Raw genomic sequence first — 23593 nt, 5'->3', positions numbered from 1 at the left:
CCAACAGCCCATGACGGCCCACAAAAAAGCCCCGGCGGCGCTTGGCGGCCAGGGCTTTTTGAGGATTATGAAATGATTATTCCTTCACCACCCGGCCGCTGCCGTGGGTGTTGCTGCTGAGCTGGGCTCCCCCGGCCACGTACATGCTGCCCGAGCCCGAGGTGGAGCCTTCGGCCGTGCGGCTGGCGTACACGTGGGCATCGCCCGAGCCGCTGATGCGGGCGCGGCTGGTTTCGGTTTTCAGGTCATGGGCCTTCACCTGGCCCGAGCCGCTGATGCGGATGTCGTTGCTGGTGGCGGTGCCGCCTACCATTATCGAGCCCGAACCCGACACGGCGGTTTCCAGCTTACTGGCCTGCAGCTGGGGCACCAGCAAGTCGCCCGAGCCGCTCAGGCTCAGCGTCATGCCATCGGCTTGCAGGGGGCCGCTCACTTCGAGCTTGCCCGAGCCGCCCACGCGCAGGGCCTTCAGGGTAGGCGCGGTCACGTACACCGTCACGGGGCCGTGTTTTTTATTGTTGAACTCCCGCCCCTCCTGGTTGCGGAACTTCAGGCGCAGCTGCCCGCCCTGCACTTCGGTTTCAAAATCAGCCAGGTCATCCTTGCTGCCTTCCACCGCCACGCTCTGGGGGCTGCCCTGCTTCACCACCACCCGCGACGAGCCGCCGAGGCTGACTTCGGTAAATGCGCCCACCGAACGGGTTTCGCGGTCGGGCAGCGCATGGCTAGCGGTGAAGGACGACAGCGCGCCCACGGCCAACAGCATCAGGCTGGCAGCTATCGAGGTAATCCGGAAATCTTTCATGCGAAAAAAGGAAAAGGGTGAGTGACTAACGCCGGTAACTGCCATGATGCGGCCGAGGTTACTGCGGTTGCCCGAAGGTATTTCTTTCTGCTTTTTTACCTACACCCCGCTAAAACTCCACATGCAAGCGCACGGCCACCACGTGCACCGGGCCGCTGCGGTCGCGGTTGTAAGCCGGGTTCAGAATGAACTGGTAATCGGGGCTGATGGCGGCGTGGTAGCGGTGCAGGTCGATGCTGTAGTACGCCTCGCCAATCTTTTCCAGCCCGTAGTTCAGTGCCCCATCGCCCACGATGAAGCCGTAGCCGCCGGCCGCTAGGTAGGCCTGGTGCTCGGCGCTGATGCCGTTGGCCACCACGGCCACGCCGAGGCGGTCGTCGGGCCGGCGCCAGCGGGCGCCGGTGCTCACCACGCCCAGGCTGGCACTGTGGTCGATTTCGGTGAAAGCCCAGGTTTCGTTGCGGCCGTCGTTGTAGCTCACGCGGGCAAACAGGCCTACATTCTTGCTGATTTCCTGCTCTGCGTTCAGGCCGAAGCCCACTTTGGTGTGGCCGTCGCGGCGCACCAGCTCCAGGTCGGGTTGCTGGCCGGTGGCCTGGCCCAGCGCCGTGGCCGTGCGGTAGGTGGCCATGGGCGCCACGTTGCGGAAGCCCAGCAGGCGCACCGTGCCCTGGTGGTGCGCCAAGTGGTAGGTATGCGTCAGTTCCAGGGTTTCGGCGTGCACCTGGCCGTAGCGGCCGTCCAGGGTGGGGCCGTTGGCATAGGTGGGCAGCTGCGCCGAGGCGAAGCGGGCGCTGAAGGTGGGCGTCACGTATTCGAGCACGCCGCCCACGGTGTAGCCGCGGGTGTTGGCGGCATAGTCCCAGGCGCCGGCGCTCATCAGACTCCAGTTCATGAACTGGGTGCGCGGGTCGTGCGAATAGCTATTTTGGTCGAAGAAATCGGCCAGGCACAGCTTGCCCACATTCACCGAAATGTAATGGCGGGGTGTGGGGCCGGCCACCTGGTTGAGGTCGTCCACGTCCTCGTCGGTTTCCGGGCTCAGGGCAAACACCTGGCGCACGTAGAGGCGGGCCAGGTACAGCACCGGGTCGGCCACGCCAATGCGAAAGGTTTCGCCATTGGGAAAGCCCGCAATGCCGCGGGCGCTGCTCAGGCCGCTGCCGCCGGCCACCTCGGGGTTGAAATACACCGCTGCGTTCTTCCACAGCCGCCGCCCAATGAAGAAGGTGCTGGTCATCGACAGCTTGGCCGATTCGCGGTCGGCCAAGCTGAAGTCGCCGGTGTAGGGCGTCGTCAAATCATTATGCCACTGGTCGATGAAGGTTTGCTGGAAGTGCAGGCTCCAGTTGTGCGCCTCTTCGGCCGGCCGGCGCAATGGCTCTTGAGCGGAAGCGGCATTGGGTGGCGTGGGCGGCGTGGTGGAGCCCGCCGGAGTAATCTGGGCCAGCGCGGGACCGGCGCCGAGCAGCAGCGCCCCGGCCAGCAGAGAGGAATAGGGTTTCAGAACTGAAAAGCTTAGAAGCGAATAAAATCAGCCCGAAAACTGCCGCCGCGCAGATGTTGAAACCGTGAAGCTTACCCCATTTTCACCGTTGAGGCGGGCCGGGCCGGCAGCCCGCAGCCGCCCGTGCGGTCAAGGTACTGTTTGCCCCAGCCCACCAGCTCACCGAACAGCGGCTGCACGCGCTGCCCCTGCTCGGTCAGGGCGTAGTCGACGCGCGGCGGCACGGTTTGGTGCACGGTGCGGGCCACGATGCCATCGAGTTCCAGCTCGCGCAGCTCCTGAATCAGCATCTTCTCCGTGATTTCGGGCATTAGCCGGCGCAGCTCGCCGTAGCGCCGGGGCTCGTCGAGCAGGTAAGACAGGATGAGCAGCTTCCACTTGCCGCCCAGTACGTTGAGGGTGGTGCGCACGGGGCACGTCAGGTTGCGCTCGGCATCGGCCGACGACCAGTAGGCTTCGGCCGTTTGCTGCTTGGTGAGTTTCGACATAAAATTATTAATTTGATTGTCAACGATTTTTACTTTTCAGTAAGTACCTTACTTTTTCGTAGGTACTTGCGAAAAGCGAAGTTACGCCTTCACCTTTGCATTGCCGCCGCGCAACGATGCCCCCGGCTTACGCTTTTGCCTCTATGTCTAAGAAAATCACCGTCCTCGGCGCCACCGGCAACATTGGTACCGCCCTCGTGCACACGCTGCTGCAACAAGGCCACCAGGTCACGGCTGTGTCGCGTGCCAGCGCCCGCCTCGACGCCCTGGCCCAGGCCGGCGCCACCACCAAAGCCGGCGACGCTCACGACGCGGCCTTCCTCACCGAGGCCCTGCGCGGGGCCGACGCCGCCTTCCTGATGATTCCGCCGAACGTGACCTCGCCCGACGTGCTGGGCTTTATGGACCAAATCGGCGAAGCCACCGCCCAGGCCGTGCAGGCCGCGGGCCTGAAGCAAGCCGTGCACCTGAGCAGCATCGGGGCCGACGAAGCCGCCGGCACCGGCCCCGTAGTGGGCCTGCATCGCCAGGAAGCCCGCCTGAACGCAGTTGAAAACCTGAGCGTAGTGCACCTGCGCCCGGCTTACTTCATGGAAAACCTGCTGGCTAACATTGGTATGATTCAGCACATGGGCATCACGGGCTCGGCCACGCGGCCCGACGCGGCCTTCCCGATGGTAGCCACCCGCGACATTGCCGCCAAGGCTGCCGAGCTGCTGGCCGGCCCGGCGCTGCCCCACCGCGCCGTGCAGTACCTGTTGGGCCCCCGCAACTACACCCTACCCGAAGCCACGGCTGCCATTGCCCAAGCCATTGGTCGGCCGGAGCTGCCCTACGTGCCCTTCTCCTACGAAGACGCCAAGAAAGGCATGGTGGGCGCCGGCCTCAGCGAGAACCAGGCCGACCTCTACGACGAGATGACGCGCAACATCAACGAAGGCCAGTCGATGGCCAATGGCCCGCGCGACGCCGCCAGCACCACGCCCACCACGCTCGAAGAATTTGCCCAAACGGTGTTTGCGCCGGCATTTAAGGCTGCGACGGCGTAAGGAGTATTGATTTTCAAAACGCACGTCCTGCCTCGGCTATGCCCGGCAGGACGTGCGTTTTGTGGGGTCGCCCCGCTTTCCCCACCCCGCGCCCTACTTTTGCGCCATGCCTTTGCTTCACCACCTCGACCAGGGCCAGGGGCGCCCGCTGGTCATCCTCCACGGCCTATTCGGCACCCTCGACAATTGGCAGAGCCTGGCTCGCCGCTGGGCCACCGAGGCCGGGATGCGCGTGGTCAGCGTCGATTTGCGCAACCACGGCCGCTCTTTTCACTCCAATGAGCACACCTACGACCTCATGGCGCAGGACGTGCTGGAGTTGTTCGACTACCTGCAGCTCGGCCCCGACACCGTACTGATGGGCCACAGCATGGGCGGCAAAGTGGCCATGCGCCTGGCGCTGGATAATCCCGAGCGGCTGGCCAAGCTGATTGTGGTCGACATCGCGCCGCGCTTCTCCAACATGGAGCACCAGGACGACATCGTGGCTGGCCTGCAGGCCGTCGATTTCAGCACCTGCACCAACCGGCAGGAGGCCGACGCCGCCCTGGCCAAGCACATCCGCAGCGTGGGCGTGCGGCAGTTTTTATTGAAAAATCTTTACCGTCGGGAAGACAACACTTTCGCTTGGCGCATCAACCTGCCCGTGCTGGCGGCCCAGTTGGCGGCCATTGGGGAGGAAACCATCAGCAAAGCGCCGTTTCTAAAGCCGGCGCTCTTTATTCGGGGCGGCAAGTCGGACTACATTACGGCGGAGGACAAACTGACCGGTATTCCGGCGCTGTTTCCGAACTCGCAGGTGGCCACTGTGGTCGACGCCGGCCATTGGGTACATGCTGAGAAGCCAGAGGAGGTTTTCGAATTGGTGAAGGCGTTTGCGCTGAGTTGATGAATACCCTCTTCCTCATTCCCACGCCGTTGGCCGACGACACGGCCCCGCAGGTGCTGCCGCCGCAAGTGGTAAGTGCCGTGACGGCCCTCCCCTATTTCCTGGTCGAAAACCTTCGCACGGCCCGCCGCTTCGTAAAAAGCGTGGCCCCGCACCGCGTGATTGAGGAAATCCGCTTCGTCGTCATCGACAAAGACAGCTCGGAAGCTGAAGTGCGCGCCGCCCTTGCGCCCTTGCAAAAAGAAGGTATCGATGCGGGCATTCTCAGCGAAGCCGGCTGCCCAGGCATTGCCGACCCAGGTGCGGCGCTGGCGCGCGAAGCTCACCGGCAGGGCGTGCGTGTAGTGCCGTTGGTGGGGCCGTCGTCGTTGCTGCTGGCGCTCATGGCCTCGGGGCTGAACGGGCAGCAGTTTGCCTTCCACGGGTATCTGCCCATCGAGAAAGCGCCGCGCGCCGCGGCCATCAAGGCTTTAGAAAAAGAGGCCCAACAGCGGCAACAGTCGCAGCTGTTTATCGAAACGCCTTACCGCAACGGCGCCTTGTTCGCTGATTTGTTGGCGCACCTGCAGCCCGGCACCCGTCTGTGCGTGGCGGCTGATGTGACGGGTGCGGGCGAGTTCATCAAAACCCTGACGGTGGCCGACTGGCGCAAGCGGCCGGCGCCGGAGCTGCACAGGATTCCGACGGTGTTTGTGCTGGGCGTATAGCACGAGTACCCCGAAGCTCCCGCTTCGGCCCGCCTTGAACGATTGGTTCTGACGCGAGCCGAAGCGGGAGCTTCGGGGTACTCGTGCTACGAGGCCCGAACCACAAACCGGGGCTCACTCACCGGCAGGTGCTCATCGGGGGCGGGCAGCACCGTTTCGCCGTGCTGGCTCAGGTCGAGGCCGTCGGCTTCGTGCAGTGCATTCACCCGGATGGGAATGAGCAGGTTGGTAAGCTTGTAGAGCAGGTAGGAGCCGCCGAAGGTGAAGACGGAGATGAAGGCCAGGGCACCGACGTGCTTCAGCAACAGCGTCCAGTCGCCGGTAGTAGCCAAGCCGCCGTCTTTGGCGAAAACGGCCGTCAGAATCATGCCCACAATGCCGCCCACGCCGTGGCAGGGGAATACATCGAGGGTATCGTCGAGCGTGGTTTTGTTCTTCAAATCGACCGCACCCGCGCTGATGGCCGCCGCTACCACCCCAATAAACAGGGCCGGTCCGTAGCTGATGTAGCCCGCCGCCGGGGTGATGGCCACCAGCCCCACCACCGCGCCGATGGCCGCGCCGGCCGCCGAGGGCCGCTGCCCGCGCACGGCTTCAATCATCATCCAGGTGAGCATGGCGGCGGCCGAGGCCAGGTGCGTAGTCATGAAGGCCTGCACCGCGGTGGCATTGGCCGCTAAAGCCGAACCCGCATTAAAGCCGAACCAGCCAAACCACAGCAAACCCGTGCCGATGAGGATGAACGGCACGTTGGGCGGCACGTGGGTGTGGCCTTCGAGGTGGGTGTGGCGGCGGCCCAGGGCCAGCGCGCCCGCCAGCGCCGCGAAGCCGGCCGAGATGTGCACCACCGTGCCGCCCGCAAAATCGAGCACACCCCATTTGAACAGGAAGCCGTCGGGATGCCAGGTCCAGTGCGCCAGCGGGCAGTAGATGAGCAGACTGAACAGGCACATGAACAGCAGGTAGCCCCAGAAGCGAATCCGCTCAGCAAAAGCGCCGCTGATGAGGGCCGGCGTGATGATGGCAAACTTCAGCTGGAACGCCGCGAAGAGCACCAGCGGCAGGTTGGTGGCCAGCCGGGCGTGGGGCGCGGTGCCCACGTTGTTGAACATGAAAAACGTGAGCGGATTGCCAATGACGCCGCCAATGCTGTCGCCAAACGCCAGCGAGAAGCCCACCACGTACCACAGCATCGATATCACACCCAGCGCGATGAAGCTCTGCAACATGGTCGAAATGACGTTGCGCTTGCTCACCATGCCGCCGTAGAAAAAGGCCAGGCCGGGCGTCATCAGCAGCACAAGGCCGGAAGCAGAAAGCATCCATGCCAGGTCGGCAGGATTGAACGCGTCGGGCCTGGCTTCGGGATGGTTCTGGGGCAGAAAAGCCGCAAGGCCAGCCGATAACAGGATAAGGCCCAGGCAAGCGGTAGCTAAGTATTGTTTACGGGTCATGATGGCTGTAAAATTAGGGCACCCCCGCTAAATTAATCTACTTTTTTCTAAATACCCTATTCACAGTTGGGGTATATCAGACAAAAGTGCATTACTCGAAAGGAAACCACCCTATTTTTTCAACCCCATTATTTTGTAAAATCTACTTTAAAAACCGTATGCCTTTCCGTAGTGGAAGCCAACTGAAATTGGAAGCCATGGGCCAGTAGCACGTCGCGCACCAGCGTGAGGCCAATGCCCTGCCCGTCGCGCTTAGTGCTGAAAAAGGGGGTGAATAACTTCTGACTGACTTCGGGCGTGAGGGGGGCACCGTCGTTCTCGATGCTGAGCGTGGGCGGCTGGCTGGTGGTGCGCACCCAAATGTTGCCGTCGTGCCCAATGGCTTCGAGGGCATTCTTGGCCACGTTCAGCAGGGCTTGCTCCAGTTGCTGGGCGTCAAGCTGCAGCACCAGCGGGGTGGGGTCTAGCTCCAGGTGCCATCTCACGCGGCGCTCCTCGCTCTGGGGCTGAAGCAGGCGGCAGATGCCGCGCAGCAGCGCGTGCAGGTCGGTGGGCTGGGGCGTGGGCGGTGGCAGGCGCACGAGGTGAGCGAAGTTGGCAATGAAGTTGGCCAACTGAGTATTGCGGGCAATGCTCACGTCGAGCGCCTGGGTGAAGTCGGGCTGGTCGTCGGCAGCCAGCTGGGGGGCGTAGTGCGCAAAGCTGTGCAAGATGGAGTTGATGGCGCCGATGGAATTGTTGATTTCGTGCGACATCATCCGAATCAGCTTGCCATAAGCCTGCTTTTCCTGCTGCATCAGCTCCTGGGTCAATTCTTCTAGCAGAATGAAGCGGCGCTGGAATCCCCGGTCGAGGAAGTGCGTGACCTGAGCGCGGTAGGTGGCCAGGCCCGAAAGACGCAGGGCCTGCGGCTGGTCTTCGGCCAGGTCGGCCAGGGCCGGGCCCCAGGCGCCGGGCAGCGCCGCCGGCTCGCGGCCCAGCAACTCGGCGCTTGGTTGGGCCAAGATGCGCTCGGCCGCCGGGTTGACGCCCTCGATGCGGCCGTCGAAGTCGAGAATGAGGATGCCAGCGGGCGAGGCCTGGATGAGGCGTTCGAGCAGAAAGCTTTTTTCGTGCTGGCTCACGCGCTCGCGGCGCAGGGCGTCAATCATGTCGTTGTACACGCCGATGAGCTGGTCCATCTCGCGCTGGCCCACGGGCACGAACTTCATGCTGAAATCCTTGGCCTGAATGGCGGCCGTGCCCGCCGCAATCAACTCAAACGGCCGCACAAAGTTCTGGTACAGCCGCGCCGCAAGCACGAGGCTGAGCAGCAGCGCCATCTCGGCTGCAAGGAAAAACGGGGGAGTAGTAACACGCAGCCGCCAAGCCAGCGCGATAAGCACGGCGTGAGTGAGGGTGGCGAACAGGAGGAATTGAACGCGGAGGGACATGGAGTGGAGAAGTCGACGATGATAAAAGAACGTCATGCTGAGCGAAGTCGACGCATCTCTACCGCAGTAGCAAACCTAATCGAATAGGTTACTTGCGCGGTTGAGATGCGTCGACTTCGCTCAGCATGACGTGCCTGGATTTGTTCTTACCGGGGGCCCTGCCCCTATTCGTCGTAGGGAATGCCGTGCTTCTCAAACCGTCGGTACAGGGCGCCCCGACTCAGCCCCAGGGCCTTGGCCACGCGGCTAATGTTGCCCTCGTAATGCGTCAGCGACTGTCGAATCATCTGGGCCTCCAGCTCATCCAGGGTCATGGTGCCGGGGGTGGGCAGCTCGCCGGGCTGGGGCTGGTGGGCGGGCAGGCGCTGGGCGTTGGCCTGGAAATCATCGGGCCCCAGCTCTTCCTTGCCGCTCACGAGCACGGCCCGTTCCACCAGGTTTTTCAGCTCGCGGATGTTGCCGGGCAGGGCTTGCTCGCGCAGCCAGTGCAGGGCGCGGGTGCTCACGTTCAGGGCCGGGCGCTGGTAGGTGGCGCGCAGCTTATCCACGAAGTGCTGGGTGAGGAGCGGAATGTCGGCCGCGCGCTCGCGCAGGGCGGGCAGACGCACCGAAATCAGGTTGATGCGGTAGAACAGGTCTTCGCGGAAGCGCCCCTGCTGCACCATCTCGGCCAGGTTACGGTTGGTGGCGGCAATGACGCGGATGTCGAGGCGGCGCGGCTTGGAGTCGCCCAGCACTTCGTAGGTGCGGTCTTGCAGCACGCGTAGCAGCTTCACCTGGCTGGCCAGCTCCAGCTCCCCTATTTCATCCAGAAAAATGGTGCCGCCGTTGGCCAGCTCGAAGCGGCCCACGCGGTCGGTTTTGGCGTCGGTGAAGGCGCCGCGGCGGTGGCCGAACATCTCGCTTTCAAACAACGACGACGAGATGCCACCCAGGTTCACCTTTACGAACGGCTGGTTGCGGCGCTGGCTGTTGCGGTGAATAGCTTCGGCGATGAGTTCTTTGCCGGTGCCGCTTTCGCCTTCGATGAGCACGGCGGCGTCGGTGGCGGCCACCTGGCCCACCTGGCGCAGCACGTGCAGCAGCTGCGCATCCTGGCCGATGATGTCGCGGAAGGCGAACTGCTGGTCGAGCTGGCGGCGCTGGCGGGCTGGGGCTTCGGCGAAGTCGCTTTCGGCGGCGCTTTCCTGCACGGCCAGCACCGTCCGGATGGTTTGGAGCAGGGCCTCGTTATGCCAGGGCTTGGTGATAAACTCGGCCGCGCCCGCCTTCATGCCCTCCACCGCTAACGCAATGCTGCCCCAGCCGGTGATGAGGATGACGGGCACCTGCGGAGCCAGCGCCTTCATCTGGCGCAGCAGGGCCAGGCCGTCGGCCCCGGTGGTATCGAGCGAGTAGTTCATGTCCATCAGCATGAGCCGGGGCGGCGTTTCGCGCACCGCGGCCAACGCCTCGGCCGGGCCCGCCACGGCCTGCGCGGGGTAGCCAGCCTGCTTCAGCAGCAGCTTGAGCGACGTGCGGATGGCCAGGTCGTCGTCGATAATAAGTATCATGTTTTGCAGAAAGGAGATAATTAACCCAAAGGATTTCGGTGTTGGGTGTTGGGTGTTCGGTGTTCGGTGTTCGGTGTTCGGTGTTCGGTGTTGGGTGTTGGGTGTTGGGTGTTCGGTGTTCGGTGTTCGGTGTTCGGTGTTCGGTGTTGAGAATGAATAATACCTGACACCAAATACCCAACACCCAACACCGAACACCGAACACCGAAACAAGCAAGGTGCTTTAGCGGCAGCCAATACGATATGAAGCCTAGCGGTTCTTCACGCTGCCGCCGCTGCTGGTGCGCTTGGTCACCTGCGGCGAGCCGCTGTAGCGCACGTCGCCACCGCTGCTGGCGTGGGCCACCAGCTTGTCTTGCACGGCCACGGCCACGGTGCCGCCGCTGCTAGCCGAGGCGTCGCAAGTGGCGGCTTGCACGTCCTGGCCCTTGAACACGGCGCCGCTGGAGGCGTGCACGTTCAGGTTTTGCACCTTGCCGCCGAGGGTGACCACGGCACCACTGCTCATCGTGGCCTGCACGCTGTTGGCGGTAAAAGCAGGAGCGGAGACGACGGCGCCCGACGAGGCTTGCAGGTTGAATTCGCCGGCGGCGTAGGCGTTTTTCACGTCCACGCGCGAGCCGCTGCTGGCCTCAATGCCCGTGAGCGGCGCCGCTACGATGCTCACGCGCAGGTTTTTCGGGCGGTTGTCCTTGCCCCAGGTTTCGCTCAGCTTGTGGTCGAAGCTCACGCGGAGCACGCCGTCGGTCACGTCAGTCTTGAGGCGGTTGAGAAATTCCGCGTTATCGGCGCTGGCTTCCACGCGCTGCGTGCTGCCCGAAACGAGCGTTACCTGTATGCCATCGGACACTTTGAGGGCGCGAAAGGCACCCACCATGCGCACTTCCGGCGCGGTTTGAGCCAGGGCGGGCGCGAAGGCCAGCACCCAGAGAAGGGCAGAGAAAAGAAAGTTTTTCATAACAAGTACAGAAAAAGGTGAGAAAAGCAACTGGGTTCGGTGGGTAGATGCGCCAGGGACGGCCGGGGTTGCCCGGAAGGTAGCACCAGTGCCCCGAAGCTCCGCTTCGGCCTGCGTTTGAATTGTTCAACGGGCCGAAGCAGGAGCTTCGGGGCACTCGTTCTGCTACTCCTCCCGCAGCGCCACCGCCGGCTGAATGGCCGCCGCCAGCCGGCTGGGCTGCCACGCGCACAGCGCCGTGATGAAGTACACCGCGCCGGCCGCTGCCGCAATGGCCAGCAGGTAGGGCTGGGCGGGCAGGTCGAAGGCGTGGAGCAGCGGAAACTGCGCCGCCAGCAGCCCGCCCAGCACCACGCCAAACGTCGTCACCACCATCATTTCGCCCAAAAACTGCGCACCGATGCCCGCGCCCGTGGCCCCCATGGCCCGCCGCAGCCCTATCTCGGCCCGGCGCTGGCTGATGTTGTACCACAGCACCCCAAACAAGCCCAGCGCCACGTTGATAATCAGGAACAAGCCCATGAGGCACAGCCCCACCACCGGCACCAGCGTAAACAGGCGGCGGTGCAGGCGGTCGTCTTCCATCACGCGCACCTCGGTGGTCCACTGCCGCGTGACGCCGGCCACGGTGCGGGCTATTTTCTCCTGCAGCGCGCCGCCCTGGCCGGGAGCCACGCGCACTAGCACGGCAGCCGTTTCCCAGTGGGTGGTGTCGTAGGGAACTAGGCGCTTCCACACCGAGGGAATGGCGGCCGAGAAGTCGCTTTCCATCCGCACGTTGTCGGCCACGCCCACCACTTGGAACTCGTCTTCGGGTTTGGTTTCTTTGCCGGCCCCGGCGTAAGTAAAGATTTTGCCCAGCGCTGGCTCGTCGCCGAACAGGAACTCGCGCAGGTCCTGGCTGATGACCACGGGACGGTGATGGGTGCCATCATCGACGGGCTGAAACCAGCGCCCCTCGCGCAGGTGCAGGCGCATGGCCTCACCGTAGCGGTCGTCGGCGTCGTAGGTGTTGGCGTAGAACGGCGTTTTCCGGCCCTTATAGACGAAATCCGAGTTGTTAGTATTGAAGGTGAAGGGCAGGTTGCCGCTCGTAAGGGCCACGGTTTGCACGCCGGGCAGGGCTTTCACCTGGCGCAACACGTCGTCGAGCTCGGCGCGGGGCATCTTTTGGTTCTGGCCGGCGCGCACCAGCAGCCGCCACACCTGCGTCGACTCGAAGCCGCGCGGGGCCAGGTAGTTTTTGCCCACGGTGATGAGCACCGCCCCCACCCCAAACAGCACCACAAACGAAAAAAAGACTTCGGAAATCAGCAGCAGATTGGCCCGCTTGCGGTTCCAGATGAGGGTAAAGAGATGGCGAAGCATGATTTTTAGTGATTAATGATTAGCGGTTAGTGGTTAGTGATGTTCTGCTGGCAATCGGTTGAAAAACTAACCACTTACCACTAAACACTAACCGTTAATTACTTCTGCTCTCCGCTGCCGCGCAGGGCAGCCACAGGGTTGAGGCGCGACATTTTCCAGGCCGGGTACACGCCGCTCATCAGGCCGAAAACCAACGTGAGCACCATGCCCCAGCCAAACACGCTCCAGCTCAGCGAAAAGTGAGCGTAAGCCACGGGGTGTGCCTCGTTCACAAGGGCCAGGGCGCCGGCGGCCAGGCCCAGGCCCAGCAGCCCGCCCACCAAAGCCAGCACCAGGTTCTCGACCAGAAACTGCCCCACCAGGTCGGAGCCGGCCGCACCGAAGGCCTTGCGCACCCCAATCTCGCCCGAGCGCTCCAGGATGCGCGTCACGTTCAGGTTCACCAGATTCAGCACCGGCAGCAGCATAAACAGCAGGGCCAGGCCACCCACCAGCGCGTAAAATTTGGTAAGGTTGTCGTTGTGCAGGCTGGGGTCGTTAGTGCTGAACACGGCTCGCGTGACACCCGGCACAATCGGGTCGGCGTAGGAATAAATGGCCTTCACCTCTTTGGGCTGCGGAATCGGTACCCGCTTCATCATCTGCTGGTATTCGGCACTCACGGCCGGCACGGCCGCCACGGAGGGCGCCAGCAGCACCACCAGAAATTCGCCATTCAGGCGGCTGTCTTTGGTGTACTGCGGGTTCAGCGTGTAGGGCACCCACACGTCGGCGTAGGCGTATATCTGGGCGGCCGACACGTTGCGCACCACGCCGGCCACGCGATAACGCTTCAGGTCGATTTCGATGGCGCGGCCCACCACGTCGGTGGTGCCGAAGTAGGCGCGGGCCGTGGCCTCGTTGATGACGCACACGTGCTGGGCCTGCGTCACTTCGGCCCCGGTGAATGCCCGCCCGCCCAGAAATTCATAGTCCATGATTTGCCAGAAGTCACCGTCGGTGTAAGCCAGGTCGAGCGGCAGCAGCTTGCTCTTGGTGAAAGCCGTGGCATTGGACGACACCGTGGTGACGCCCACCTTCTCGGGCGTTTTCATCTTGCGCACGTAGTCGTCCACGAAGTGCGCGCTCACGGGATTACTCATCCAGCCATGCCCGTCGGCCATCTGGTGGCGCATGGTGTTCACAAACAGCATCCGGTCCACGCGCTTCAACGGCGCGGCGGCCCCCACCGCGTGGTCGAAAATGGCCATCACTACCAGCAAAATCATCAGCGTGAAGCTCACGCCAAACAGGCTGATGAAGGTGAAGAACTTGCGGCGCATGAGCACCTTCCAGGCAATTTTCAGGTAAGAACGGAGCATGGTGAAGCAGGCGAAGGGTGGAATTGCAGAAAAAAGTAGGTAGGCCGGCCAGGCACGGCCCGCGGCCTAAGCGGCGCCGCCGGCCGGTGGGCCAGCACCGCGCCCAAAGCGGCCAGCACCAGGCCCCAGGTCCAGCGTTGTGTATTCATCAAATTCAAGGGGTTAGCTCACCTGACTGCCGTCGAAAAAGCGGATAACACGCTCGGTTTTCAGGGCCTGCTGTTCGTCGTGGGTCACCATCACCACGGTCACACCATCGCGGCGGTTCAGGTCCATCAGCAGCTCCATAATCTCCTCCCCCATCACCGAGTCGAGGTTGCCGGTGGGTTCGTCGGCCAAGATGATTTCCGGGCCACCGGCCAGGGCCCGCGCAATGGCCACCCGCTGCCGCTGCCCGCCCGAGAGCTGGCCGGGAAAGTGTGCCGTGCGGGCGCTCAGCCCTACTTTATCCAGCGCTTCTAGCGCGCGCTGGCGGCGCTCCTTGCCGCTCATGCCCTTGCGGTAGAGCAGCGGCACCTCCACGTTGTCCACCACCGAGAGGTCGTTTATTAGGTGGTAGCTCTGGAAAACGAAGCCGATTTTCAGGTTGCGTAGGCTGGCCAGCTCCTTGTCGGTGTATGCCGTCACGGGCCGGCCATCCACCTCAATGGTGCCGCTGCTGGGCTCATCGAGCAAGCCCATTAAGCTGAGCAAGGTCGATTTGCCGCAGCCGCTCGGCCCCATGATGGACACAAACTCCCCGCGGTTGATGGTCAGGTTCACCTGGTTCAGCGCCACCGTTTCGATGGTTTTGGTTTGGTACACCTTCTCAATGTTGGTGAGCTTCAGCACCGGCACGGCGCTGCTCGGCGGCGCCACGGGCGGCGTGCGGGTTTCGGGGGAGTTGGCGAGCAGGTTTTCCATGAGAAAAAAGGTGAGAAAAGCGTGTAGTGAAGCAACAGTTAGCGGTTGGCGACGAAAATGGGCGCCTGTTTTTCAAAGTCATACAGCGTCAGCGCCCGCAGGCGGTAGAAAGCCACCCAGCCGGCGCGCAGCGCGAAAATGTAGCCGCGCCGGGCGCCGTCCTTCGCCGCCGAGGCCAGGGTCAAATCCGTGAGGCTGATGCGTCCCAGCAGGTAGGTGGCGCGGGCAATGTCGTAGCGGCGCTGGGCCAGCGAATCGGCCCGGCCGGCCAGGCGTAGCTGCTCGCGCAGGGCCACCGCCTGGCTGGCCTGCGTCAGCACGGTTTGCTCGAAACTGCGCTCTTCCTGCGCCACGTTGTGCTGGGTCTGGTCGCGGGTCAGCTCCGCGGTTTTGATGATGGATTGGCGGCGGCCCCAGTCCACCAGCGGCAGGCTGAAGGCCAGGCGCACCTGCTGCTGGTTTTGCAGGTTGAGGTAGGTGTTGCCCAGCGTCGCCCCCTGGTTCACGTAGCCCAGGTTGGCCGTGAGCGCCGCCTGGAAGCCGGTGGTGCCGTGGGCTTGCGCCACGGTGCGCTCGGCCTCCAGCAGCCGGCGGCGGAAGGCCAGCGTGGTGCTGCGGTTTTGGCGGGCCTGCTCCAGGGCCAGCGCGGGCTGCACGGCCGGCTGCGGGGCCGGTGCGGGCACGGCCAGGGCGGGCGCCTCGGTGCCGGGCAGGCCGGTGTAGGCCTGCAAATCCACGGCGGCGTTCTGGGCGTCGAGTTGGGCCTGGGTCTGGGCCTGGCGAGCGTCGAGCACGTTCAGCTCCAGCTGCAGCAGGTCGCTTTGCGACAGCCGGCCCAGCCGGAACCGCTCCTGGCCGATGCGCAGCAGCTCGGCCGTGGCCTGGGCGTTTTGGCGGGCCACGGCGGCGTTCACCTGTTGCAGCAGCACGTCGAAATACAGCTCCGTGACGCGCTGGGCAATGGTTTCGCGCTCCTCCACGTATTGGCGCTGGCTTTCCTGGTAGCGTAGCGGCTCGATGGCTCGCGCCCACCGCAGGCCGTTGAACTGGCCCAGCGGCTGCGTTATGCCAATGGTAAACGGCTGGTTGTTGTAGCGCCGCAGCCCGCCGTTGAAGTCATCGAAGCGCTGCACCACCGAGCCCACGTACACCTGCCCACCGGTCAGGCCGATGTTCTGGCTCAGGGTCAATCCCAAATCCGAGTTGTTGATGCGCACCGACTCGAAGCTGGTGGTGCCGTCGGGCTGCACCACGGGCGTAATCACGCGGTTGAAGTTGGGCACCGTGCCGGTCAGGCCCAGCTGCGGGCGGTAGTTGGCCTGGTAGCCGCGCCAGGCCCAGTAGCTGGTTTCGCGGGTGGTCACGGCCTGCTGGCCGGTGGCGGAGTGGTTGATGGCCTGCGCAATCACCTCGTCCAGGGTGAGAGCCGGCGCCTGAGCGGCTACGCGCTGCCCCCACAGCAACAACGGCAACAACGAGAAGTAGCGGAGTTTCATCGTCGGGCTGCGTTAGTCGTGAAGGGTTAGCTCCGGCGTGTCGAGGTGGTCCTTCATGTCCGACACCACAATCTCCTCCCCTGCCCGCAGCCCGCCCACAATCTGCACGTAGTCGAAGTTGCTGTCGCCGAAGCGCACCGTGCGGCGCACCGCCTTTCCATCGACGAGCACAAACACCGGCTGCTCCTTGCCGCCCGCGTAGTAGGGGCCGTTTTTCACGCGCAGCACGCCGTGGTGGGCGCGCGTCACCACAAACACGTCGGCCCGCAGGTTGGGCCGTAGCGCCGGGTGGTGCGGGTTGTTCAACTGCGCATAAAAGGTCACTACGCCTTTTTCCACGGCCGGGCTGATGCTGCCCACCGTACCGCGCAGGTCGGTGTCGTTGATGCGCACCACCACCGAGTCGCCGGGGTGCAGCTGGTCGGCATACGAGTCCGAAATGGTGGCCCGGACGCGGAAGCTGCTCAGGTCGGCCACGCGGGCCAGGGCGTCGCCGGCCTGCACGGTGGTGCCCAGGTTGTCGTTCACCCAGGTCAGCACGCCCGGCTGCTGGCTGCTGATGTTGGCCTGCCGCAGCTTGGTGGCCAGCTCCGAAATGCTGCGCTGCTGCATCGACACCGTGTAGCCCAGCTCGCGCACGTCGGCCGCGTTGGAGCGCTGCTGCGTCTGAATCTGGCGGGCCAGGCGCTGGGCTTCCAGCTGGGCCACGGTGAGGTTCAGCTCGGCCTGGCGCACGTTTTCGGCGGTGCCGCCACCTATTTTCAAGAGCTGCTGCTCGTCGCGCAGGGCCGACTGCAGGCTGCGCACCTTCACGGCCTGCACCTGGGCCTGCACGCGCAGGTCGTTGAGGCTGCGCTCTAGGTTGAGCTGGAGCTGGGAGTTCTTGTTCTGGTTGCGCAGCTGCTCATCGTCGAGCTTGGCCAGGGCCGAATTGGCCAATTCCTTGTCCAGCTCCAGAATGGTTTCGCCGGGCTTCACCGGCGCGCCCACCGCCACCGCCACCCGCCGGATGGTGCTCTGAATGGGACTGGTAATCACCGCTTCCCGGCCCGGGATGATGGTGCCGGCGGCCGTGATCGCGGCTTCCACATTGCCGGTTTCTACGGTAGCCGTCAGCACGTCGCCGCGGCGCAGGCTGGGCTTCAGCACGGTGCGGAAGGCTAGTATTGCCCCCAAGCCCAGCACCAGCACGCCGGCTACCAGCAGCCAGCGGCGGCGTTTGCGTTGGGTTTGCGTAGAGGCGGCAATAGCTCTGTCCATTTTTGTGCAGAAATCAGGAGGGTTCCTGCACAGAAATTCAAGCCGCGTGCCATTTTTATTACGCACTGTTTTTCAGGCAATTATTAGCAAACACACAGGCAGGCGCATCAAAAAAGGTGTCCATTTCTGAACACCTTGTCTTTAAACGGACACTCGGCACAAGGCCAGACCTGGCCGGGCGAGGCATGGCCTGCCCCTACGTTGTTCAGCCGCACCAAAAGTTACCGAGCGCCCACCGTTACGCGGCTCTGCGGTTTCGGCTTCTTGTTCTTATGCCGGCGGCCCCACCACAGCACGGTGCCCGTTACGGGCAGGCTGGCCGCAATCAGGCTGGCCAGAAAGGCGACGATTTTGCCGCCTATGCCCAGAATCTGGCCGGTGTGCAGGTCGTAGTTCATCTCGGAGAGCTTGCCGCCGTTGCTCAGGCCGGCGTGCATTCGGGCCTGCAGCAGCTGTCCCGACTTCGGATGAAACGCGTACTCGTCGCGGTGGTAGTAGTGCAGAGCCTTCTGGTAAGCCCAGCACTGCGCGGGCGCTTTGCCATCGCCAATCGGCCCGATTATCATCATCTCCGCACCCGGCGAATGGCGACGCACGGCTTCATACACCACATCCGGCAGCTGCTGGGCGGCAGCCGTCACCGCCTGCAAAGTGTCGACTTTGGCCTCCGCTTTTTCTGCCGGATACGTCTGCCCACCGTTTGCCACCAGCATGGCCGAATCGAGCAGCACTGGGAAAACCATGAACAAGCCTGTGAGGGCCAGCAGCCCGGCCACGCTGGCCGCGTAGAAGCCCAGCACGTTGTGCAGGTCGTAGTTGACGCGCCGCCAGCGGGCGCCCCACTTGATGGTGAAGCGCTGCTTGCGTTCCTGCTTGCGCTTGGGCCACCACAGCACCAGCCCCGTGCCCAGCATCAGCAGGAAAATGACGACGCTGCCGCCCACCACCCACTTGGCTATGGCTTCCGGCAGCAGCAGAGTCATGTGAATAGCCTGCACGATGCTGAAAAAATGCCAGCGCAAGTCCTGCTCCTTTAGTACCTGGCCCGTGTGAGGGTTTAGGTACACCTGCGTGGGCACCCCGGCTGGATTGGTGAAAAACACCGTGGCCGAGCGTTCGGGGCCGAAGTAGGTTACCCACGTCGTCTCCCTCTTCACGCCCGGGTGCTTGGCCAGCGCGGCCGCCTGGAGTTGCGACGGCAGTAGTGGGGCAATGGCCGAGGCTTCCACTTTGCGCCAGGGCTCCGTCAAGTCCCGGATTTCGTCCTGAAACGTGAAAATGGCGCCCGTCAGGCTCACAATGAACACCACCAGCCCCGAGGCCAGCCCTAGCCAGAGGTGCACCTTGCCGATGGCTTGCTTGAGAGTCATGGAGTTGCGAGGAAACGTGATGATAAAGGAAGAACGTCGAGCCGAGCACAGTCTAAGCATTTCCGACGCTTCATTACCAAGCTCTCACCTAGCCTGATAACGAAGCCATACAACAGTCATTCGTTGCAGCGAATGGGTTCACTATTGCAAGCGAGATGCTTCGGCTGCGCTCAGCCCAACCTTTCTTTTGGCACTGACAACCAGCTAGAACTTATACGCCACCGAGCCCACGATGCTGCGCAGCTTCTGCGCATTCATGGTGGTGTAGCCGGTCCAGTACTTCTGATTGGTCAGGTTATCGACCTTCGCCGAGAGGCGGAATTTCGGCTGGTCATAGAACACGCTGGCGTTGAGCACCGTGTAGGCCGGCAGCGAGAACACGCCCTGCGACACGCTGTTCACAATTTTGTTGTCGCTGGCGTAGTTGCCACCGAAACCCGCGCCCAGGCCTTTTAGCGTGCCTTCGGGCTGGCGGTAGCTCACCCAGGCGTTGGCCAGGTAGGGCGAGGAGGCCGTGTTGGGCCGGCGGCCGTTCAAATCGGGGTTGGTGTCAATGAACTCCGAATGGTTGTAGGCGAAGCCGCCCACCACGTTCAGGCCGCGCACCGGGTTGGCCACCACATTCAGCTCCGCGCCCCGGCTCACCTGGTTGCCATCCTGGGCTTGGGTGGTGGCGGTGAGGGTACGCAGCAGGTTTTGCACCCGAATGTCGTAGTAGCTGGCCGTGAGGCTCACCCGGCCCCCGGCCGCGTCCAGCTTCACCCCGCCTTCCAGCTGGTTGGCGTGCTCGAGCTTGGTGGTGCGGGGTTGGTTGTCCGCATCGCGGTAGCTGGCATTCTGGTTCCGGAAGCTGTTCTGGTAGTTGGCAAACAGCGCCACCCGGTCCTTCACTGGCTGGTACACCAAGCCGAACTTCGGCGAAACCGCGGTTTGATTGTAGCCCTCCGTCGCGCTGTAATAAATGCCGCCGGAGTTGTGGTAGCGGTCTACCCGCACGGCGGCCAGCACGCTGAGCTGGTCGGTGAGGCTGAGCACGTCCGAAGCGAAAGCGCTGTAGGTGTTCACCTTGGTCGTCACCAGGTAGTGAGGCGGCGGCGTGGCGGCGTAAGCAGCGTCCACAGCCCGCCCATTGAACGTGCGGTAGTCGTAGCCCGGCACGTTCACGGGGATGGCATCAATGCGGCCACCCAGGAAGTCCAGCCCGGAGTCAATACGCAGGAAATCAAGCCCGAACACCACGCGGTTGCGCAGGCGGCCCAGCTGAAAGTCGCCGTTGAAGAGCTGCTGCGCCTCGTAGGTCTGGCTGTGGCTGTTCTGCGTCGACTGGTCGGCCCGATACAATGCCCCCACACCTGCGCGGCGCGCAAAGCCCGCAGGAGCTGCGAAAAGACCAAGGGAGTCCAACGCTACCACCGTGTTCGACACCAGGTAGAAGTACGGCCCTTTGCCCTGCGAGTAGCTGCGGCTGGAGGTGAGGTAGGTGGTGGAAGTGAAGCTGGGCGAAATGCGGTAGCGCACCTGCGCAAACAGGTTGGTGCTGCGCGAATCCTGCGTCAGACCCGGGCCCTGGTACGACTGCCGGTAATCGAGCGGCGCCTCGTCGGCCCGCGAAAAACCCAGGTACTTGGTATTTTCGCGGTAGTCGAAGTAGATGAGCTGCTTGCCCACGTTGCTGCCCCGGTACACTTCCGCGTCGAGGTTGATGGTCAGCCGCTCCGAAGGGCTGAACTGCAGGCTGGGGGCAATGGACAGGTTTTTCACGAAGCCCGCGTAGCCCGCGTTCTGGAAGTTGTCTTCGTAGTTGTAAGCAGTGTTCAGGCGGAAGGCCAGGGTTTTGGCCGCGTTGAGGGGCGTGTTCACGTCGGCGCTCACGCGGTGGAAGCCGTAGCTGCCGCCAGCCACCGCCACTTCGCCGCCAAACGTTTCGTAAGGCTTCTTGGTCACGCGGTTGATGAGGCCGCCGTACGAGGTGAGCGCGCTGCCGTAGAGCGTGGCCGACGGCCCTTTGATGACTTCCAGCTTCTCCAGGTTCACCGCGTCGATGTCGCTGGTCACGTTGCCGGCCACACCGTTGCGCAGCTGGCTGCTCACCACAAAGCCCCGCGAGGCATAGAAAGCGCCGCCGTCGCCGCCGCGGCCCGTGGCGTCCCACATTTTCTGCAGGCCCGGCACGTTGCGCGTCGCGTCGTCCACGGTGAATACCAGCTGCTCGGTCAGCAATTCCTTGCCCACGGTGGCGTACACCTGCGGGTTTTCCAGGTTCTTGAGGGGCATTTTGGCCACGTCCACGCTGCTGGTGCGGCTGAACTTGTTGGTGCGGGCGCCCTGCACTATCACCTCCTGCAGCTCGGCCGCGCTTTCGGCCAGCCGAAAATCGAGCGTGCTGCGCTGGCCGGCCGTCACGGTCACGGGCTGCTGCGCCGGTTTCAGCCCCACCGCCGACACGGCCACCGTGTAGCTGCCCACCGGCACGTTGCCAATGGTGAAATTGCCCTGGCTATCGGTGATGCTGCCGAAGGTTTGGCCTTGCACCCCAACCGAAACGGCTTCCACCGGCTCGCCGTCGGTCGTCGTGACCCGGCCGCGGATGCTGCCCGTAGCTTGCGCCTGCGCTGAGCCGTTTGCAAACGCAAACAGGCTCACTATTAAAAAGATAAAAGACCAAATGGGGGAAATCCGGGTAGTCGTCATGCTGCGTTGTTTGCAAATGGAAGTGCAAAGCAACGGCAGCAAACCGGCATTTCCTAGCTTATTTAGACAAATTCCAAATAAGCTTTCGCCTGTTTAGGACAACACTTGGTACACGACAAAAGCCGCCGCATAGGCCAGCCCCGTCATGTAGAGCAGCTGCGCCAGCGGCCAGCGCCAGTTCTTGGTTTCGCGGTACGTCACAGCCAGCGTGCTCATGCACTGCATGGCAAACACATAGAACACCAGCAGCGAAAAGCCCCGGGCCGGGTTGAAAAAAGGTTGCCCGTTGGCGTCGCGCTCGGCGCTCAGCTTTTCTTGCAGCGTGCCCATGTCGGCATCCTGCCCCACGCTGTAAATGGTTGAAATAGTGCCCACAAACACTTCCCGCGCCGCAAACGAGGTCAGCAGCGCAATGCCGATTTTCCAGTCGTAGCCCAGCGGACGAATGGCCGGCTCGATGAGGTGGCCGAACGTGCCGGCGTAAGAGTTTTCGAGGCGGGCCGACGCCACGCGGCGTGCGAGGTCCTCCTTGTACCCGGGGTGTTCCTGGTTGTAGTGCGCCATGGCTTGCGGCGAACTGAAGCCCATGTCTTGCCGCTTCATAATTTGCGCCACAGCCTCCTCCTGCCGGTTGCCGGGGCCGTAGCTGGCCAGCACCCACAGCAGCACCGAAATGGCCACAATTACCTTACCGGCCTGAAATACAAAGGCTCTTACCTTCTGGTAAATAGTGAGGCCCACGTTCTTCCAGCGCGGCCACTGGTACACCGGAAACTCCATGATAAAATAGCTCCGCTCCCGCGCCTTCAGCACCGTTTTCAGCACCCAGGCCGAGGCCAGGGCCGAAAACAAGCCCAGCAGATACAGCCCCATCAGGGCCACGCCGCGCAGGTTGAAGATGCCCCAGGCCGCCTGGTCGGGCACCACCAGCGCCACCAGTACTGTGTACACCGGGATGCGCGCCGAGCACGACATGAGCGGCGTCACGAAGATGGTTATCATCCGGTCTTTCCAGCTCTCGATGGTGCGCGCGCCCATGATGGCCGGCACCGCGCAGGCCAGCCCCGATATCAGGGGCACCACGCTCTTGCCACTCAACCCAAAGGGCCGCATCAGTTTGTCCATGAGGAAAGTGACGCGGGCCATGTAACCCGTTTCTTCCAGTACCGCCAGGAAGCCAAACAGCAAGGCAATCTGCGGAATGAAGATGAGTACGCCACCCAGGCCGGCCAGCACGCCCTCCGTCAGCAGCCGGATGAGCGGGCCGTGGAAGTTGTCCTGAACGGTGGCGCTCAGGGCCGAGATGCCCTGGTCTATCCAGTCCATAGGGTACTGCGCCCAAGCGAAAATGGCCTGAAACAGGAGGAACAGGATGCCCAGGAAAATGAGGTAGCCGCCCACCCGGTGCGTCAGCACCTTGTCGATGCGGTTGCTCACCGGCTCGCGGGTTTCGGTGCGCGTCACCGTCACTGTTTCGAGCAGGATTTCGTTGATGCGGGCGTAGCGGGCAATGGTTTCGGCCGCCTGCTGCGCCGTGGCGTCGAAGCCATATTTCTGCGTCAGCTCCTGAATGTGCGCTTTCTCGTCAGCACTCAAAAAACCAATCTGCCGGTACTGCTGGGCATAGTGCAGCGCCAGGTAGTCGTTGTGCAGGTTGAAGTAGTAGCGAATCTGGCGCACGAGCGGCAGCAGGGCGTCGTCGGGCTCCCAGCAGCGCACGGGCGGCGCATCCAGCCGCTGCGCCATCACAATTTTCAGGGCCGCCACGCCGATGCCCTTTCGCGCATTCATCGGGATGATGGGCACGCCCAGCTCGCGTTCTAGGGCCGGCAGGTCGATGTGCACGCCGTGGCGCTCGGCCACGTCCATCATGTTCAGGGCCAGCACGGCGGGCAGGCCCAGGTCGCCGAGCTGGGTGAACAGCAGCAGGCTGCGGCGCAGGTTGTTGGCGTCCACCGTCACCACCACAAAATCGGGGTAGTTGTCGGCGCCCTTGTCGTAAAGCAGGTCGGTTATTACCTTCTCGTCCAGGCTCTTGGGGTAGAGCGAATAGGTGCCCGGCAAATCAATAATTTCGGCCCGCTGGGTGGCGGTAAGTTGCGAAACCCCAGTTTTGCGGTCCACCGTCACGCCCGGGAAGTTGCCCACCTTCTGGTTGAGGCCGGTGAGCTGGTTGAAGAGCGACGTTTTGCCGCTGTTTGGGTTTCCGATGAGGGCAATGCGCACGGGCCGCGGGCCGGCCTGCGAAGCCGCGGCCTCCACCGCCATCGGTTTGCTCAGGGTTGCCGTCATCCGTTACCT

Annotated in this window: 18 protein-coding genes; 3 read left to right on the top strand and 15 right to left on the bottom strand. The window is 63.3% G+C overall.

The genetic code is table 11. From position 1 onward, the window contains the following. Positions 1-76 precede the first annotated feature (76 nt). The 3 genes from MTP16_RS07075 to MTP16_RS07065 form a co-directional block, all read right to left on the bottom strand. Positions 77-805, bottom strand: a complete 729-nt coding sequence (locus tag MTP16_RS07075; RefSeq protein WP_243517283.1) for a head GIN domain-containing protein — start codon at positions 803-805, stop codon at positions 77-79. Positions 806-914: 109 nt separating this feature from the next. Continuing rightward, positions 915-2183 (bottom strand): carbohydrate porin, encoded by a 1269-nt coding sequence (locus MTP16_RS07070; RefSeq protein ID WP_243517273.1) that lies wholly within the window; start codon positions 2181-2183, stop codon positions 915-917. 200 nt (positions 2184-2383) lie between these two features. Continuing rightward, complete coding sequence (locus MTP16_RS07065; RefSeq protein WP_243517270.1) at positions 2384-2800, bottom strand: winged helix-turn-helix transcriptional regulator; 417 nt, start codon at positions 2798-2800, stop codon at positions 2384-2386. A gap of 143 nt (positions 2801-2943) precedes the next feature. Here MTP16_RS07065 and MTP16_RS07060 point away from each other — a divergent pair, with 143 nt between their 5' ends. The 3 genes from MTP16_RS07060 (at position 2944) to MTP16_RS07050 (ending at position 5445) form a co-directional block, all read left to right on the top strand. After that, the gene (locus tag MTP16_RS07060; protein ID WP_243517267.1) at positions 2944-3849 is read left to right on the top strand and encodes an NmrA family NAD(P)-binding protein; all 906 of its coding nucleotides are present in this window, start codon (positions 2944-2946) and stop codon (positions 3847-3849) included. A gap of 106 nt (positions 3850-3955) precedes the next feature. Continuing rightward, positions 3956-4738 (top strand): alpha/beta fold hydrolase, encoded by a 783-nt coding sequence (locus tag MTP16_RS07055; protein ID WP_243517261.1) that lies wholly within the window; start codon positions 3956-3958, stop codon positions 4736-4738. Continuing rightward, on the top strand, positions 4738-5445 hold the full coding sequence (locus MTP16_RS07050) for an SAM-dependent methyltransferase (protein WP_243517258.1): 708 nt from the start codon (positions 4738-4740) through the stop codon (positions 5443-5445). The genes MTP16_RS07055 and MTP16_RS07050 overlap by 1 nt, the downstream gene beginning before the upstream one ends. A gap of 86 nt (positions 5446-5531) precedes the next feature. Here the strand turns inward: MTP16_RS07050 and MTP16_RS07045 are convergent, their stop codons facing one another. The 12 genes from MTP16_RS07045 to feoB all read right to left on the bottom strand — a co-directional run bounded on the left by MTP16_RS07045 (position 5532) and on the right by feoB (position 23584). Then, the gene (locus tag MTP16_RS07045) at positions 5532-6899 is read right to left on the bottom strand and encodes an ammonium transporter (RefSeq protein WP_243517255.1); all 1368 of its coding nucleotides are present in this window, start codon (positions 6897-6899) and stop codon (positions 5532-5534) included. 128 nt (positions 6900-7027) lie between these two features. Next, positions 7028-8332 (bottom strand): sensor histidine kinase, encoded by a 1305-nt coding sequence (locus MTP16_RS07040; protein WP_243517252.1) that lies wholly within the window; start codon positions 8330-8332, stop codon positions 7028-7030. A gap of 164 nt (positions 8333-8496) precedes the next feature. Then, positions 8497-9885, bottom strand: a complete 1389-nt coding sequence (locus tag MTP16_RS07035) for a sigma-54-dependent transcriptional regulator (protein WP_243517250.1) — start codon at positions 9883-9885, stop codon at positions 8497-8499. A 250-nt stretch (positions 9886-10135) separates the two neighbouring features. Continuing rightward, the gene (locus MTP16_RS07030; RefSeq protein ID WP_243517247.1) at positions 10136-10843 is read right to left on the bottom strand and encodes a head GIN domain-containing protein; all 708 of its coding nucleotides are present in this window, start codon (positions 10841-10843) and stop codon (positions 10136-10138) included. Positions 10844-11008: 165 nt separating this feature from the next. Then, positions 11009-12211, bottom strand: coding sequence for an ABC transporter permease (locus MTP16_RS07025; RefSeq protein WP_243517244.1), 1203 nt, complete (start codon positions 12209-12211; stop codon positions 11009-11011). A gap of 98 nt (positions 12212-12309) precedes the next feature. Beyond that, entirely contained in the window at positions 12310-13572 is a 1263-nt protein-coding gene (locus MTP16_RS07020) for an ABC transporter permease (RefSeq protein ID WP_243517241.1), read from the bottom strand. Between the two features lie 162 nt (positions 13573-13734). Continuing rightward, on the bottom strand, positions 13735-14403 hold the full coding sequence (locus MTP16_RS07015) for an ABC transporter ATP-binding protein (protein WP_243519997.1): 669 nt from the start codon (positions 14401-14403) through the stop codon (positions 13735-13737). 110 nt (positions 14404-14513) lie between these two features. Next, positions 14514-15971: a TolC family protein gene (locus MTP16_RS07010; protein ID WP_243517239.1), complete on the bottom strand. Its 1458-nt coding sequence runs from the start codon at positions 15969-15971 to the stop codon at positions 14514-14516. Positions 15972-15983: 12 nt separating this feature from the next. After that, complete coding sequence (locus tag MTP16_RS07005; RefSeq protein ID WP_243517237.1) at positions 15984-17231, bottom strand: efflux RND transporter periplasmic adaptor subunit; 1248 nt, start codon at positions 17229-17231, stop codon at positions 15984-15986. Between the two features lie 221 nt (positions 17232-17452). Next, positions 17453-18601, bottom strand: a complete 1149-nt coding sequence (locus MTP16_RS07000; protein ID WP_243517226.1) for a PepSY-associated TM helix domain-containing protein — start codon at positions 18599-18601, stop codon at positions 17453-17455. A 204-nt stretch (positions 18602-18805) separates the two neighbouring features. Further along, on the bottom strand, positions 18806-21244 hold the full coding sequence (locus MTP16_RS06995) for a TonB-dependent receptor (RefSeq protein ID WP_243517223.1): 2439 nt from the start codon (positions 21242-21244) through the stop codon (positions 18806-18808). Between the two features lie 141 nt (positions 21245-21385). Further along, complete coding sequence (gene feoB, locus MTP16_RS06990; protein ID WP_243517220.1) at positions 21386-23584, bottom strand: ferrous iron transport protein B; 2199 nt, start codon at positions 23582-23584, stop codon at positions 21386-21388. Between the last annotated feature and the right edge of the window lie 9 nt (positions 23585-23593).

This window comes from Hymenobacter monticola (genome assembly GCF_022811645.1).
GTDB lineage: Bacteria > Bacteroidota > Bacteroidia > Cytophagales > Hymenobacteraceae > Hymenobacter > Hymenobacter monticola.
Note: the sequence above shows the minus strand (reverse complement) of the source record. Positions and strands in the feature narration are given on the sequence as shown.